This window comes from Stenotrophomonas maltophilia group sp. Smal13 (genome assembly GCF_030236855.1).
Lineage (GTDB): Bacteria > Pseudomonadota > Gammaproteobacteria > Xanthomonadales > Xanthomonadaceae > Stenotrophomonas > Stenotrophomonas maltophilia_A.
The window spans coordinates 1-13753 of record NZ_JASJSQ010000067.1 but is presented as its reverse complement, the minus strand read 5'-3'; the positions used below and the strand labels follow the sequence as shown (position 1 = coordinate 13753).

The window sequence follows — 13753 nt, the reverse complement described above, 5'->3', positions numbered from 1 at the left end:
TCACGGCGGAATGTCGGACCGGCACGGAGGCCGGACGGTAGGCGCCGATCAGGCTGCGCCGCTCAGAACACGCTGGCGTAGTCGCCCAGCTCGACCTGCACCGACTTGATGCGGGTGTAGTGGCCGAGGGTCGAGAGGCCGTTCTCGCGGCCGACGCCCGATTCCTTGTAGCCGCCGACCGGCATTTCGGCCGGTGATTCGCCCCAGGTGTTGATCCAGCAGATGCCGGCTTCCAGGCGGTGGATGATGCGGTGGGCGCGGCTGACGTCCTTGCTGACCACGCCGGCGGCGAGGCCAAAGGTGGTGTCGTTGGCACGGCGCACCACTTCGTCTTCGTCGTCGTAGGCGAGGATGCTCATCACCGGCCCGAAGATCTCTTCCTTGACGATGGTCATGTCATCGCGGCAGTCGGAGAACACGGTCGGCAGCACGTAGGCGCCGTCGGCCAGTGCGCCTTCGGTGGCACGGCCACCGCCGGTCAGCAGGCGGGCGCCTTCGGCCTTGCCGCTTTCGATGTAGCGCAGCACGTTTTCCATGTGCGGGAAGCTGGTCAGCGGGCCGAAGTTGGTCTCGGCGGCCATCGGGTCGCCGATGCGGATGCGCTTGACGCGCTCGACCACGGCGGCTTCGAACGCGGCCAGCATGCTGCGCGGCACGAACACGCGGGTGCCGTTGGTGCAGACCTGGCCGGAGCTGAAGAAGTTGGCCATCACCGCGATGTCGGCGGCGCGGTCGAGGTCGGCGTCATCGCAGATCACCAGCGGCGACTTGCCGCCCAGCTCCATGGTCACTTCCTTCAGCGACGAGGATGCGGCGCTGGCCATGACCTTCTTGCCGGTGGCGACGCCGCCGGTGAAGGAGATCTTCTCGATCACCGGGTGCTCGGTCAGCCACTGGCCGATCTCGCGGCCCGGGCCCTGCACGACGTTGAACACGCCGGCCGGCACACCGGCTTCGGTGTAGATCTCGGCCAGGCGGATCGCGGTCAGCGGGGTCACTTCGGACGGCTTGAACACCATCGCGTTGCCGGCGGCCAGGGCCGGGGCCGACTTCCACATGGCGATCTGGATCGGGTAGTTCCAGGCGCCGATGCCGGCGACCACGCCCAGCGGCTCGCGGCGGGTGTAGAAGAAGCTCGATTCGCGCAGCGGCAGCTGGATGCCTTCGATGGCGGTGGCCAGGCCGGCGTAGTACTCGACCACGTCGGCGCCGGTGACGATGTCCACGGTGGTGGTCTCGGCCAGCGCCTTGCCGGTGTCCAGGGTTTCCAGGTGGGCCAGTTCGTCGTTGCGCTCGCGCAGGATCTCGACGGCGCGGCGCAGGATGCGCGAGCGTTCCATGGCGGTCATCGCCGCCCACACCTTCTGGCCTTCGGCCGCGCTCTGCACGGCGCGTTCGACGTCGGCCTGGCTGGCGACCTGCACTTCAGCGATCACCTCGCCGGTGGCCGGGTTCACGGTCTTGAAGGTCTTGCCGCTGGTGGCATCGACGCGCTGGCCGTGGATGTAGAGCTGTTGGACGGGCAGGGTGGTCATGGGGCGTACTCCTTGGAAGGGGGCGGGTGCTGAAGCGCTTATAGCGCGACTGCCTGCAACTGGAAGTCGATGTAGCCGTAAGCGATGCGCCGGGACTTCTCGGCGTTGAACTGGCCGCCGACCAGGCTGCCGCGCAGCCACAGGCCGTCGATCATCGCGGCCAGGCCACGGGCGGCCAGGCGGGCCTGCGGGTGGGGCAGCAGGCGGTTGAACTGGTGGCACAGGTTGGAGAACAGGCGCTGGTCGTTGGCGCGCTGCAGCCGGGCCAGTTCCGGCTGGTGCATGCTGGCGGCCCAGAAGGTCAGCCAGACGCGCATCGCGGTGCCGTTGATCTGGCTGTCGTCGAAGTTGCCATCGACGATGGCGCGCAGCTGCTCGCGCGGGTCGTCACCAGCGTCGGCACGGTAGCGGGCGACCGCGTCCTTCAGTTCACGCAGGATCTGCCGCATTGCAGCATTGAGCAGGCCGTCCTTGTCGCCGAAGTAGTGGGCGACGATGCCGCTGGACAGCCCTGCTTTCTTCGCGATGGTGGCGACGGTCGCATCGGCCATGCCGATCTCGTCGATGGTCTGGAAAGTGGCCCGGATCAGCTGTTCGCGCCGTACCGGTTCCACGCCTTTCTTCGGCATTGTCTCTCCACGGAATGCGACCCGAAGGATCGGGCTGCCCGCCATTATGCTTTTTATTGATTGAACGTTCAATCAATAAACCCTAGGATGCGCTCGCGCCCCACGCCATGGGCCCGGTTTACCGGTCCGGCCCCGCCCATGTGCCCCCTCGGACTTGATGAGACGACCCCATGTCTTCCCTGGCTCATCCCAAGCGTTCGCCCCTGCGCTTGAACCGTTTTGTCTTCTTCAGCTCCTCGGTGTCGATCGGCATCCTCGGGCTGCTTACCGTTCTCTATCCCGAAAGCAGCGAGCACTGGCTGCAGTGGGCGCAGGCCGAAGTCTCGGCGGCGTTCGGCTGGTGGTACATGCTGCTGATCGTGCTGTGCCTGGGCTTCGTGCTGTGGCTGGCGTTCTCGCCGTACGGCCGCATCCGCCTGGGCCACAACGAGGAATCACCGGCGTTCGGCTACGTGGCCTGGGTGTCGATGCTGTTCTCGGCCGGCATCGGCATCGCGCTGCTGTACTACGGCGCCTACGAGCCGCTGGACCATTTCCTCAATCCGCCCGGGCAGCCCGGCGGGACCGTGGCCGCCGGCCGCGAGGCGATGGTGCTGACCTTCCTGCACTGGGGCCTGCACGGCTGGGCGCTGTATGCGCTGGTCGGCGTGGCGCTGGGCTATTTCGCCTACCGCCGCGACCTGCCGCTGGCGCTGCGCTCGGCGCTGTACCCGATTTTCGGTGAGCGCATCCATGGCCGCATCGGTGACATGGTCGATGGCTTCGGCATCCTTGCCACGCTGATCTCGATGGTGACCAACCTCGGCATCGGCGCGCTGGTGGTGCAGTCCGGCCTGGTCTACCTGTTCCACATTCCGGATACGCCGCAGGTGCTGGTGGCAATCGTGCTGGTGATGATGGTGGTGGCCACCATCGGCGTGGTGGCGGGTGTGGAGAAGGGCATTGCCTGGCTCTCCAACCTCAATGTGCGCCTGCTGTGTGGCCTGCTGCTGTTCGTGCTGGTCACCGGCCCGACCCTGCACCTGTTCGACGGCCTGATCCAGAACACCGGCGATTATCTCGGCGCGTTCGTGCGCAAGAGCTTCGACATGTACCTCAACGACCCGAAGGGCCGTGAGTGGATGGGCTCGTGGACGCTGTTCTACTGGGCGTGGTGGATCGCCTGGGCGCCGTTCGTCGGGCTTTTCGTGGCGCGCATCTCGCGTGGCCGCACCATCCGTGAAGTGATCATGGGCGTGCTGCTGATCCCGCTCGGTTTCACCCTGGCGTGGCTGTCGATCTTCGGCAACACGGCTATCGATCTGGTGCTCAACCACGGCCAGGCGATCCTGGGTGACGTGGCCAAGCATGATGCGGCGATGACCCTGTTCAAGCTGCTGGAGTACCTGCCCGGCGCGCCGTACGTGGCCGGTGCCGCGGTGGTGATCGGCTTCGTGCTGTTCCTGACCCCGGTCGATTCGGGCACGCTGATGATCGCCAACCTGTGCACCCGTCGCGTTGACGACGGCGTGGAGGATGGCCACGACGCGCCGATCTGGCTGCGTGTGTTCTGGGCGGCCGGCATCACCGTGGCCAGCGTCGGCCTGCTGCTGGCCGGCAACTTCAGTGCGATGCAGACCGCGGTGGTGCTGTGCGGCCTGCCGTTCTCGTTCACCCTGGCGTTCTACATGTGGGGCCTGCTGAAGGCCCTGCGCACCGACCCGGATGCCCCGCGGCGATAGGTAGCGCCGGGCCATGCCCGGCGAACGCCAAAGCAAAGGGCCGGATCTGTGAGGATCCGGCCCTTTGCGTTTGCTTCCGGGATCCGCCGGGCATGGCCCGGCGCTACCAGTTACTTGGCTGCCAACTGGCGCAGCACATACTGCAGCAGGCCGCCATGGCGGAAGTACTCCACTTCCTTCGGGGTCAGCAGCATCACCGAGACCTCGAAGGTCTTCTTGGTGCCATCGGCCTTGGTCGCGGTAACCGTAGCGCGCTTGCTGGCACCGTCCTGCAGGCCGGTGATGTCGATCACTTCCGAACCGTCCAGGCCCAGGCTCTGTGCGTTTTCACCGTTGCGGAACTGCAGCGGCAGCACGCCCATGCCGACCAGGTTGGAGCGGTGGATGCGCTCGAAGCTCTCGGCCACGACCGCCTTCACCCCCAGCAGCAGGGTGCCCTTGGCCGCCCAGTCACGCGACGAGCCGGTGCCGTATTCCTTGCCGGCCAACACCACCAGCGGCACCTTGTCAGCCTTGTACTTCATGGCTGCATCGTAGATCGCCAGCTTCTCCGGCTGGCCGCCGCCGGCCGGGTAGTACAGGGTGTTGCCGCCTTCCTCGCCACCGAACATCAGGTTCTTGATGCGGATGTTGGCGAAGGTGCCGCGGACCATGACGTCATCGTTGCCGCGGCGGCTGCCGTAGCTGTTGAAGTCGGCCGGCTGCACGCCGCGCTCCTGCAGGAAGCGGCCTGCCGGCGAGTCCTTCTTGATGTTGCCGGCGGGCGAGATGTGGTCGGTGGTGATCGAGTCGCCGAACAGGCCCATCACGCGAGCACCGTGCACGTCGTCGATGCTGCCGGTCTGCATGGTCATGCCATCGAAGTACGGCGGGTTCTTGATGTAGGTGGAGGCATCGCTCCACTCGTACAGGTTGCCGTCCGGCGAAGCGATGGTGTTCCAGCGGGTATCACCCTTGAACACATCGGCGTAGTTCTGCTTGAACATCTCCGGGCCGATGGTCGCAGCGATGACGTCGCCGATTTCCTTGTTGCTCGGCCAGATGTCGCGCAGGAACACCGGCTGGCCATCGCTGCCGGTACCCAGCGGCTGGGTGGTCAGGTCGATGTCGGTGGTGCCGGCGATGGCGTAGGCCACCACCAGTGGCGGGCTGGCCAGGTAGTTCATCTTCACTTCGGGGTGCACGCGGCCCTCGAAGTTGCGGTTGCCCGACAGTACCGAGGTGACCACCAGGTCGCCGGTGGCGATGCCCGCGCTGACTTCGGTCGGCAGCGGGCCGGAGTTGCCGATGCAGGTGGTGCAACCGTAGCCGACCACGTAGAAGCCGATCTTCTCCAGCTCCTTCAGTACGCCGGCCTTTTCCAGGTAATCGGTGACCACGCGCGAACCTGGGCCGAGCGAGGTCTTCACCCACGGCTGGCGGTTCAGGCCCTTGGCGGCCGCGTTGCGGGCCAGCAGGCCAGCACCGATCATCACCGCCGGGTTGGAGGTGTTGGTGCACGAGGTGATGGCCGCGATGACCACCGCGCCGTCCTTCAGGCGGACCTTGCGGCCTTCGGTTTCGATGTCGGCGTAGCCCTTTGCCAGCTGCTCGTTGCCGACCGCGGCACCGCCGCCTTCGTTGACGAACGAGGAGACATCGTCGCTGCGCTTGTCACGGTTGGTGGTCAGGCCAACCAGGGCTTCGCGGTAGTTCTTCTGCACGTCTTCCAGCAGCACGCGGTCCTGCGGACGCTTCGGGCCGGCCAGCGACGGCTTCACCGTGCCCATGTCCAGTTCCAGCGTGGTGCTGTACTGCGCGTGCGGGCTGCCCGGTTCGTGCCACAGGCCCTGCGCCTTGGCATAGGCTTCAACCAGATCGATCTGCTCTTCGCTGCGGCCGGACAGGCGCAGGTAGTTCAGCGACTCGGCGTCGATCGGGAAGATGCCGCAGGTGGCGCCGTATTCCGGCGCCATGTTGCCGATGGTGGCACGGTCGGCCAGCGGCAGGTGCTGCAGGCCGTCACCGTAGAACTCGACGAACTTGCCGACCACGCCCAGCTTGCGCAGCATCTGGGTGACGGTCAGCACCAGGTCGGTGGCGGTGGCGCCCTCGGGCAGCTTGCCGGTCAGCTTGAAGCCGACCACCTGCGGGATCAGCATCGACGACGGCTGGCCGAGCATGGCCGCCTCCGCTTCGATGCCGCCCACGCCCCAGCCCAGCACGCCGATGCCGTTGATCATGGTGGTGTGGCTGTCGGTACCGAACACGGTATCGGGGTAGGCAACCGCCTTGCCGTCCTTGTCCGCCGTCATTACCACGCGGGCCAGGTTCTCCAGGTTCACCTGGTGGACGATGCCGGTGTTCGGCGGCACTACCTTGAAGTTGTCGAAGGCCTTCTGGCCCCAGCGCAGGAAGCCGTAGCGTTCCTGATTGCGCTGGAATTCGATCTTGCCGTTGAGGTCCAGCGCGTCCGGTTTGCCGAACACGTCGACCTGCACCGAGTGGTCGATGACCAGTTCGGAGGGAATCTGCGGGTTGATCTGCTCAGGCGAGCCGCCGAGCTTGACCACCGCGTCGCGCATCGCGGCGAGGTCGACCACGCAGGGCACGCCGGTGAAGTCCTGCAGGACCACGCGCGCCGGCATGAAGGCGATTTCGGTGTCCGGCTCGGCCGCCGGGTTCCAGCGGGCCACGGCTTCGATGTGGTCCTTGCCGACGGTGATGCCGCCGTCCTCGTGCCGGAGCAGGTTCTCCAGCAGGATCTTCATCGAGTAGGGCAGGTGGGAGATATCGAAGCGCTGGCCCAGCGTGGGCAGGCTGAAGTAGTCGTAGGTCTTGCCGCCGACGTTCAGCTGGCTGCGGGTGGAGAACGAATCGCTCATGCGGGGTAACTCCTTCTTGCGGATGGCTTGCAGTGGCCCGCGCATGGGCGGACCTGCTTGCGGTCGCCGCGGGCCTGACGGCCCCGGTGGTCCCAGTATGAACCCCAGACTGAATGGATTCATCCGGGCCGGGTTCCGGCCTGCGGCATCGGTTCCAGACTACAGGGGAAGGTGTATGGCGTATGTCACGTTTGTGGCCGATCCTTTGCGAGGCAAGGGCTGGCGGGTTGCCGGTCCTGTTCAGGGTGGAAGTATGCCCGGGGAAGTATGTATAATTTGTGCATACTCTGGAGGGCCTACCGATGGAAGCCACTGTTGCAGAACGCGGACAGATCACCCTGCCCAAGGCGGTGCGTGATGCCCTCGGCCTGACCAAGGGCACGCTGCTGAAGGTCGAGCTGGACGGCAGCCGCATCATCCTGCGCAAGAGTGTTGACGATGCCATTTCACGGGCGCGCGGCAAGTTCGCGCTGGACGGTTTCGAATCGTCCGACGCAGCGGTACGTGCGGTGCGTGACGAGGAATAAGCCGTGATGATCGCCGTCGACTCTCCGGTGCTGGTCGAGCTGCTCAGCAATGGTCCGCAGGCCGATGCCGTGGAAGCCATCCTCAGGCAGAGCCTGGTCGGTGGCCGCGTGGTGGTCTGCGGCGCGACCCTGGCCGAGGTCTGCGCATCGCTGCGTGGCGGTGCCGAGGTGCTCGAAGCGCTGGAAGAAATGGGCGTGCACTTCAACCCGATGGAAGCCAAGTCGGCGCTGCGCGCCGGCGAGATGCACCGCCGCCACCGCCAGCGCAGCGGCAGCCGCCGCAGCCTGGACGAATTCATGGTCGGCGCCCACGCACTGCTGCAGTGCGATGGCCTGATCACCTGGAACGACACGTTTTACCGCGACTACTTCAAGGGCCTGAAGCTGATCGTGCCGCAAGCCTGAGCCCATTTTGTTTTTTCAACCTACGCATTACCCGGGAGTTGTCATGTTGGAAGCCTACCGCCACCACGTCGCCGAGCGCGCTGCGCTTGGCATCCCGCCGCTGCCGCTGAGCGCGCAGCAGACGGCCGATGTCATCGAACTGCTGAAGAACCCGCCGCAGGGCGAGGCCGAGTTCCTGCTCGACCTGCTGACCCACCGCGTGCCGGCCGGCGTCGATGACGCGGCCAAGGTCAAGGCCTCGTACCTGGCGGCAATCGCCCTGGGCAGCGAGCAGAACCCGCTGATCAGTCGTGAGCGCGCCACCGAACTGCTGGGCACCATGCTCGGCGGTTACAATGTTGCCCCGCTGGTACAGCTGCTGGACGACGCCAGCGTCGGCACCATCGCCGCCAACGGTCTGAAGAAGACCCTGCTGGTGTTCGATGCCTTCCACGATGTGCAGGAAAAGGCCAAGGCCGGCAACGCCAACGCCCAGGCCGTGCTGCAGAGCTGGGCCGACGCCGAGTGGTTCACCAGCAACCCGGAAGTGCCGCAGAGCCTGACCGTCACCGTGTTCAAGGTGCCGGGCGAAACCAACACCGACGACCTGTCGCCGGCGCCGGACGCGACCACCCGCCCGGACATCCCGATGCACGCCCTGGCGATGCTGAAGAACAAGCGCGACGACGCGCCGTTCACCCCGGAAGAAGACGGCAAGCGCGGCCCGATCCAGCAGATCCTGTCGCTGAAGGACAAGGGTCACCTGGTCGCCTACGTTGGCGACGTGGTCGGCACCGGTTCCTCGCGCAAGTCGGCCACCAACAGCGTGCTGTGGTGGACCGGTGATGACATTCCGTTCATCCCGAACAAGCGCGCCGGTGGCGTCTGCCTGGGTTCGAAGATCGCCCCGATCTTCTACAACACCATGGAAGACGCCGGTGCACTGCCGATCGAGCTGGACGTGTCGAAGATGGAGCACGGCGATGTGGTCGAGCTGCGTCCGTACGAAGGCAAGGCGCTGAAGAACGGTGAAGTGATCGCCGAGTTCCAGGTCAAGTCCGAAGTGCTGTTCGACGAAGTGCGCGCCGGTGGCCGCATTCCGCTGATCATCGGCCGTGGCCTGACCGGCAAGGCGCGTGAAGCGCTGGGCCTGGCCCCGACCGACCTGTTCCGCCTGCCGGTGCAGCCGGTCGATACCGGCAAGGGCTTCTCGCTGGCGCAGAAGATGGTCGGCCGCGCCTGTGGCCTGCCGGAAGGCCAGGGCATGCGCCCGGGCACCTATTGCGAACCGAAGATGACCTCGGTCGGCTCGCAGGACACCACCGGCCCGATGACCCGTGACGAGCTGAAGGACCTGGCCTGCCTGGGCTTCTCGGCCGACCTGGTGATGCAGTCGTTCTGCCACACCGCCGCTTACCCGAAGCCGGTGGACGTGAAGACCCACCACACCCTGCCGGAGTTCATCTCCACCCGTGGCGGCGTCTCGCTGCGCCCGGGCGACGGCGTGATCCACAGCTGGCTCAACCGCATGCTGCTGCCGGACACCGTCGGTACCGGTGGTGACTCGCACACCCGTTTCCCGGTGGGCATTTCGTTCCCGGCCGGTTCGGGCCTGGTTGCCTTCGCCGCTGCCACCGGCGTGATGCCGCTGGACATGCCGGAGTCGGTGCTGGTGCGCTTCAAGGGCAAGATGCAGCCGGGCGTGACCCTGCGTGACCTGGTCAACGCGATTCCGCTGTACGCGATCAAGTCGGGCCTGCTGACCGTGGCCAAGGCTGGCAAGAAGAACATCTTCTCCGGCCGCATCCTGGAAATCGAAGGCCTGCCGGAGCTGAAGGTCGAACAGGCATTCGAACTGTCCGACGCCTCGGCCGAGCGTTCTGCGGCCGGTTGCTCGGTGCGCCTGAACAAGGAACCGATCATCGAGTACCTGACCAGCAACATCACCCTGCTGAAGTGGATGATTGCCGAGGGTTACCAGGATCCGCGTTCGCTGCAGCGCCGTATCGAGAAGATGGAAGCGTGGCTGGCCAACCCGGAGCTGCTGGAGCCGGATGCCGACGCCGAGTACGCCGCCGTCATCGAGATCGACCTGGCCGACATCCACGAGCCGATCGTGGCCTGCCCGAACGACCCGGACGACGTGAAGACCCTGTCCGAAGTCGCCGGCGCCAAGATCGACGAAGTGTTCATCGGTTCGTGCATGACCAACATCGGTCACTTCCGTGCCGCTGCGAAGCTGCTGGAAGGCAAGCGCGACCTGCCGACCCGCCTGTGGGTGGCCCCGCCGACCAAGATGGACGCCTCGGAGCTGACCAAGGAAGGCGTGTACGGCACCTTCGGCGCCACCGGCGCACGCATGGAAATGCCGGGCTGCTCGCTGTGCATGGGCAACCAGGCGCAGATCCGCGAAGGCTCCACCGCGATGTCGACCTCGACCCGCAACTTCCCGAACCGTCTGGGCCGCAACACCAACGTGTACCTGGGTTCGGCCGAACTGGCCGCGATCTGCTCGCGTCTGGGCCGCATCCCGACCAAGGAGGAGTACATGGCGGACATCGGCGTGATCAACGCCAATGGCGCGGAGATCTACCGCTACATGAACTTCGACCAGATCGAGGAATACCAGGACGTGGCCAAGACGGTTGCTGCCTGATGCGGTAACTGAAAACCCCCGGCTCGTGCCGGGGGTTTTTTGTGAGCGGACGACGCATGGTAGTGCCGGCCGCTGGCCGGCAGCGCGTTGAAACGAAGAACCCCCGGTGAAAGCCGGGGTTTTTTTGTTGCCTGATGGCCTGTAGTGCCGAATCCACGCGTGGCTGCTGTTCGCGCCATGCGCGATGAGTCGAGCATGGCTCGACTCTACAACGGCATCCACGCATGGCGTGGATCTACTGCAAGCGGAGTCCTTGAGCCGGGGCGCGCAATCAGCCGCGCGCGAGCGCCAGCAACCGCTCGGCAATCCGTTCCAGCGGCACCTGTTCCTCGGCGGCGCCGAGCTTGAACGCGGCACCGGGCATGCCCCAGACCACACTGGTGGCCTCGTCCTGCACCAGTGTGGGTGCGCCGGCCTGGCGCATCTCCAGCAGGCCGCGTGCGCCGTCATCGCCCATCCCGGTGAGGATGGCGCCGATGGCGTTGCCGCCGGCGTTCTGCGCGACCGAGCGGAACAGCACGTCCACCGCGGGCTTGTGCCGGTTCACCGCCGGGCCATCGTCGACGCGGCAGCGCCAGCGCGCACCGTCGCGGATGATCCGCAGGTGCTTGCCGCCGGGTGGCAGGTAGGCATGGCCAGGCAGCACTGCTTCGCCATCGCTGGCCTCGCGCACGGCCATGGCGGAATGGCGATCCAGTCGTTCGGCGAAGGCGCTGCTGAAGCTGGCCGGCAGGTGCTGGGTCATCACCACGGCAGGGCCGTCGGCGGGCATGCCTTCCAGCACCACACGCAGCGCTTCGGTGCCACCGGCCGATGAGCCGATCGCGATCAGCCGGTCGGTGGTGCGGAACTGGGGCGTGGCGGGACGCGTCGCTGGGGAGGCATCCAGCAGGAGCTTCGGTGCGGCAGCGCGCACCAGCGGGCGAACGCGCGAACGCGCCGCCATCTTCACTTTGGCGATGATCTCGTCGGCGTAGCCCTGCAGGCCGCGCGCCACGTCCAGTTTCGGCTTGGAGACGAAATCCACAGCCCCCAACGCCAGTGCCTGCAGGGTGGTGTCGGCGCCGCGTTCGGTCAGCGAGGAGATCATCACCACCGGCAGCGGGTGCAGGCGCATCAGGTTTTCCAGGAACGCCAGGCCGTCCATGCGCGGCATTTCCACGTCCAGCGTGATCACGTCCGGGGCCAGGCGCTTGATCTTCTCGCGCGCCAGCAGCGGGTCGGCGGCGGTGCCGACCACGTCAATGGCGGGATCGCCGGACAGGATTTCCGTGAGCATCTGGCGCACGACGGCGGAGTCGTCGACGATCAGGACCCGGCAGGGGGCGTTGCCGGTCAGGGTCATTCGAACAGCTCCACGCCACCGGTGACCGGGGCCTTGGACAGGCGTGCACGCACGGCCGATTCGGTCGCGGCCACTTCGGCTTCATGGGCATGCGGCAGACGCTGCACCACCACGCGGCCGGTATCGGCGAAGAACCAGATCTTGCGCGGATGGATGCCGCACAGGTCCTCGGCAATGATCGGGATGTGCTCGGCCTGCAGGTACTGGCGCACGAACTCGGCGTTGCGCGTGCCGACAGGGTTGCTGGTGAAGCCCTTGAGGACGTTGGCGCCACCGAACACCTTGGCTTCGATGCGTTTGCGGTGGGCGCCACGCTTGAGCATGTCGTTGATCAGCAGCTCCATCGCATAGCTGCCGTAACGCGCGGGCGCGCCGTCGCCGGCGTTGCCCTCGGGCAACAGGAAATGGTTCATGCCGCCGATCTTCAGCACCGGGTCGCGCAGGCAGGCCGCCACGCAGGAGCCCAGCGTGGTGGTCAGCGCAGTGGTGTCATCGACCACCAGGTACTGGGTCGGCAGCAGCTTGGCCGCAATGGTCTTGAAGCGCGCGTCCTGGTAACGCATCACATCATCGGTGCGCAGCGATGCGTTCATGCGCCTGCCTTTGCCGCACGGCGGTACAGGGTGCGTCCGCAGGGCTGGATCAGGTCGGCGGCGTGCAGGTAGTTCTCCGAGTGGCCGGTGTAGAGCAGGCCATCGTCGGACAGGTGCTGTACCAGCCGGCCGAGGATCGCGCGCTGGGTCGGCTTGTCGAAGTAGATCATCACGTTGCGGCAGAACAGTGCGTCGAACGGGCCGCCGACGTCATAGCGCGGGGCAAGCAGGTTCAATGGGCGGAACTCGATCAGCTCGCGCAGCGCCGGCAGCACGCGGCACTGGCCCTCGTTGGGGCCGCTGCCGCGCTGGAAGTAGCGGCGGCGCAGATCCGGATCGAGGCTGGTGACGCGGTCGATGTTGTAGACGCCACGGCCGGCCGTGGCCAGCACCTGGGTATCGACGTCGGTGGCGATGATGCGTACCGGTGGCTTCAGGGTGCCGAACGCTTCGCAGGCGGTGATCGCCATCGAGTAGGGCTCTTCGCCGGTGGAGGCGGCGCACGACCACAGCAGCAGCGGCGTGCGGCTGGAGCGCTGCTGCAGCTCCTCGCGCAGCTTGTCGAAGTGGTGCGGCTCACGGAAGAACGAGGTCAGGTTGGTGGTCAGTGCGTTGGTGAACGCCTGCCACTCGTCACCGTCTTCCTGCTCCAGATGGTCCAGATACTGCTGGAAGCTGCGCATGCCCAGCGTGCGCAGGCGGCGAGACAGGCGGCCATAGACCATATCGCGCTTTGCCGGGGCAAGGGCAATGCCCACGCGCTGGTAGATCAGGTCGCAGACGCGGCGGAAATCACGGTCGGCGAACTCGAATTCGCGCGGGCCGGTGACGATGGGAGTAGGACTTTGCACGGGGGACGTGTCCATCGGCAGAGGCGGCGGCCGAAGCCGCCGCGGGTGGGTCTCAGAATTCCTGCCAGTCGCTGTCGCTGGCGACGAAGGTGTTGGCGTTGCTGCCGGTGCGGCGAACCGGTGCTGGCGTCGGAGCCGGCCGCGGACGCGCCACGGCGGCGGCGACATGCACCGGCTCGACACGCGCGGCCACTGCCTTCATCGCGGCCGAGACCTGGTTGTCCAGGCGGAAGATCGCCACGGCGTCGGCCAGCTGGCCAGCCTGTTCTTCCATCGCACGTGCGGCGGCGGTGGCTTCTTCCACCAGCGCAGCATTCTGCTGGGTGGTTTCGTCCATCTGCACCACGGTCTGGTTGACCTGCTCGATGCCGGCCGACTGCTCCTGCGAAGCCGCGGAGATCTCGGCCATGATGTCGGTCACGCGCTGCACCGAGGCGACGATCTCGCCCATGGTGCTGCCGGCCTGGTGCACCAGGCTGGAGCCTTCGGCGACCTTGCCGACGGAGTCGTCGATCAGGCCCTTGATCTCCTTGGCGGCCGCAGCCGAGCGCTGGGCGAGGGTACGCACTTCGCTGGCGACCACGGCGAAGCCGCGGCCCTGTTCGCCGGCACGTGCGGCTTCCACTGCGGCGTTCAGCGCCAGGATGT

At 66.5% G+C, this 13753-nt stretch carries 11 protein-coding genes; 4 read left to right on the top strand and 7 right to left on the bottom strand.

All coding sequences use genetic code 11. The features are described from left to right. Window positions 1–62: 62 nt before the first annotated feature. Both betB and betI read right to left on the bottom strand, forming a co-directional pair. A complete protein-coding gene (gene betB / locus QRO95_RS18630) occupies window positions 63–1535 on the bottom strand; it encodes a betaine-aldehyde dehydrogenase (RefSeq protein WP_285303174.1) in 1473 nt (490 codons plus the stop codon). 38 nt (window positions 1536–1573) lie between these two features. Further along, complete coding sequence (gene betI / locus QRO95_RS18625) at window positions 1574–2164, bottom strand: transcriptional regulator BetI (RefSeq protein WP_005416394.1); 591 nt, start codon at window positions 2162–2164, stop codon at window positions 1574–1576. Window positions 2165–2334: 170 nt separating this feature from the next. On the opposite strand from betI, the gene QRO95_RS18620 reads away from it, so the two are divergent. Further along, entirely contained in the window at window positions 2335–3885 is a 1551-nt protein-coding gene (locus QRO95_RS18620; RefSeq protein WP_197617253.1) for a BCCT family transporter, read from the top strand. Between the two features lie 110 nt (window positions 3886–3995). Here QRO95_RS18620 and acnA read toward each other — a convergent pair whose 3' ends face one another. Further along, a complete protein-coding gene (gene acnA, locus QRO95_RS18615; RefSeq protein ID WP_134950756.1) occupies window positions 3996–6749 on the bottom strand; it encodes an aconitate hydratase AcnA in 2754 nt (917 codons plus the stop codon). Window positions 6750–7051: 302 nt separating this feature from the next. Here acnA and QRO95_RS18610 point away from each other — a divergent pair, with 302 nt between their 5' ends. The 3 genes from QRO95_RS18610 to acnB are packed head-to-tail and all read left to right on the top strand — an operon-like array spanning window position 7052 to window position 10316. Continuing rightward, complete coding sequence (locus QRO95_RS18610) at window positions 7052–7276, top strand: AbrB/MazE/SpoVT family DNA-binding domain-containing protein (protein WP_005409505.1); 225 nt, start codon at window positions 7052–7054, stop codon at window positions 7274–7276. Window positions 7277–7282: 6 nt separating this feature from the next. Further along, window positions 7283–7681 (top strand): type II toxin-antitoxin system VapC family toxin, encoded by a 399-nt coding sequence (locus tag QRO95_RS18605; protein ID WP_008267153.1) that lies wholly within the window; start codon window positions 7283–7285, stop codon window positions 7679–7681. 43 nt (window positions 7682–7724) lie between these two features. After that, on the top strand, window positions 7725–10316 hold the full coding sequence (gene acnB, locus QRO95_RS18600; RefSeq protein WP_014037080.1) for a bifunctional aconitate hydratase 2/2-methylisocitrate dehydratase: 2592 nt from the start codon (window positions 7725–7727) through the stop codon (window positions 10314–10316). Between the two features lie 271 nt (window positions 10317–10587). Here the strand turns inward: acnB and QRO95_RS18595 are convergent, their stop codons facing one another. The 4 genes from QRO95_RS18595 to QRO95_RS18580 form a co-directional block, all read right to left on the bottom strand. Next, window positions 10588–11661, bottom strand: coding sequence for a chemotaxis response regulator protein-glutamate methylesterase (locus QRO95_RS18595; RefSeq protein ID WP_285303173.1), 1074 nt, complete (start codon window positions 11659–11661; stop codon window positions 10588–10590). Next, complete coding sequence (gene cheD / locus QRO95_RS18590) at window positions 11658–12254, bottom strand: chemoreceptor glutamine deamidase CheD (protein ID WP_008264676.1); 597 nt, start codon at window positions 12252–12254, stop codon at window positions 11658–11660. The genes QRO95_RS18595 and cheD overlap by 4 nt, the downstream gene beginning before the upstream one ends. Then, a complete protein-coding gene (locus tag QRO95_RS18585; protein ID WP_050509861.1) occupies window positions 12251–13120 on the bottom strand; it encodes a CheR family methyltransferase in 870 nt (289 codons plus the stop codon). Before QRO95_RS18585 ends, cheD begins: the two co-directional genes overlap by 4 nt. Window positions 13121–13157: 37 nt before the next feature. After that, the coding region (locus tag QRO95_RS18580; protein WP_285303172.1) for a methyl-accepting chemotaxis protein at window positions 13158–13753 on the bottom strand (596 nt) is incomplete at its 5' end.

Excerpts from the sequence above, each read along its gene's own strand:
- betB (WP_285303174.1), bottom strand. The coding sequence starts at position 1,535 with ATGACCACCCTGCCCGTCCAACAGCTCTACATCCACGGCCAGCGCGTC.
- betI (WP_005416394.1), bottom strand. The coding sequence starts at position 2,164 with ATGCCGAAGAAAGGCGTGGAACCGGTACGGCGCGAACAGCTGATCCGG.
- QRO95_RS18620 (WP_197617253.1), top strand. The coding sequence starts at position 2,335 with ATGTCTTCCCTGGCTCATCCCAAGCGTTCGCCCCTGCGCTTGAACCGT.
- acnA (WP_134950756.1), bottom strand. The coding sequence starts at position 6,749 with ATGAGCGATTCGTTCTCCACCCGCAGCCAGCTGAACGTCGGCGGCAAG.
- QRO95_RS18610 (WP_005409505.1), top strand. The coding sequence starts at position 7,052 with ATGGAAGCCACTGTTGCAGAACGCGGACAGATCACCCTGCCCAAGGCG.
- QRO95_RS18605 (WP_008267153.1), top strand. The coding sequence starts at position 7,283 with ATGATCGCCGTCGACTCTCCGGTGCTGGTCGAGCTGCTCAGCAATGGT.
- acnB (WP_014037080.1), top strand. The coding sequence starts at position 7,725 with ATGTTGGAAGCCTACCGCCACCACGTCGCCGAGCGCGCTGCGCTTGGC.
- QRO95_RS18595 (WP_285303173.1), bottom strand. The coding sequence starts at position 11,661 with ATGACCCTGACCGGCAACGCCCCCTGCCGGGTCCTGATCGTCGACGAC.
- cheD (WP_008264676.1), bottom strand. The coding sequence starts at position 12,254 with ATGAACGCATCGCTGCGCACCGATGATGTGATGCGTTACCAGGACGCG.
- QRO95_RS18585 (WP_050509861.1), bottom strand. The coding sequence starts at position 13,120 with ATGGACACGTCCCCCGTGCAAAGTCCTACTCCCATCGTCACCGGCCCG.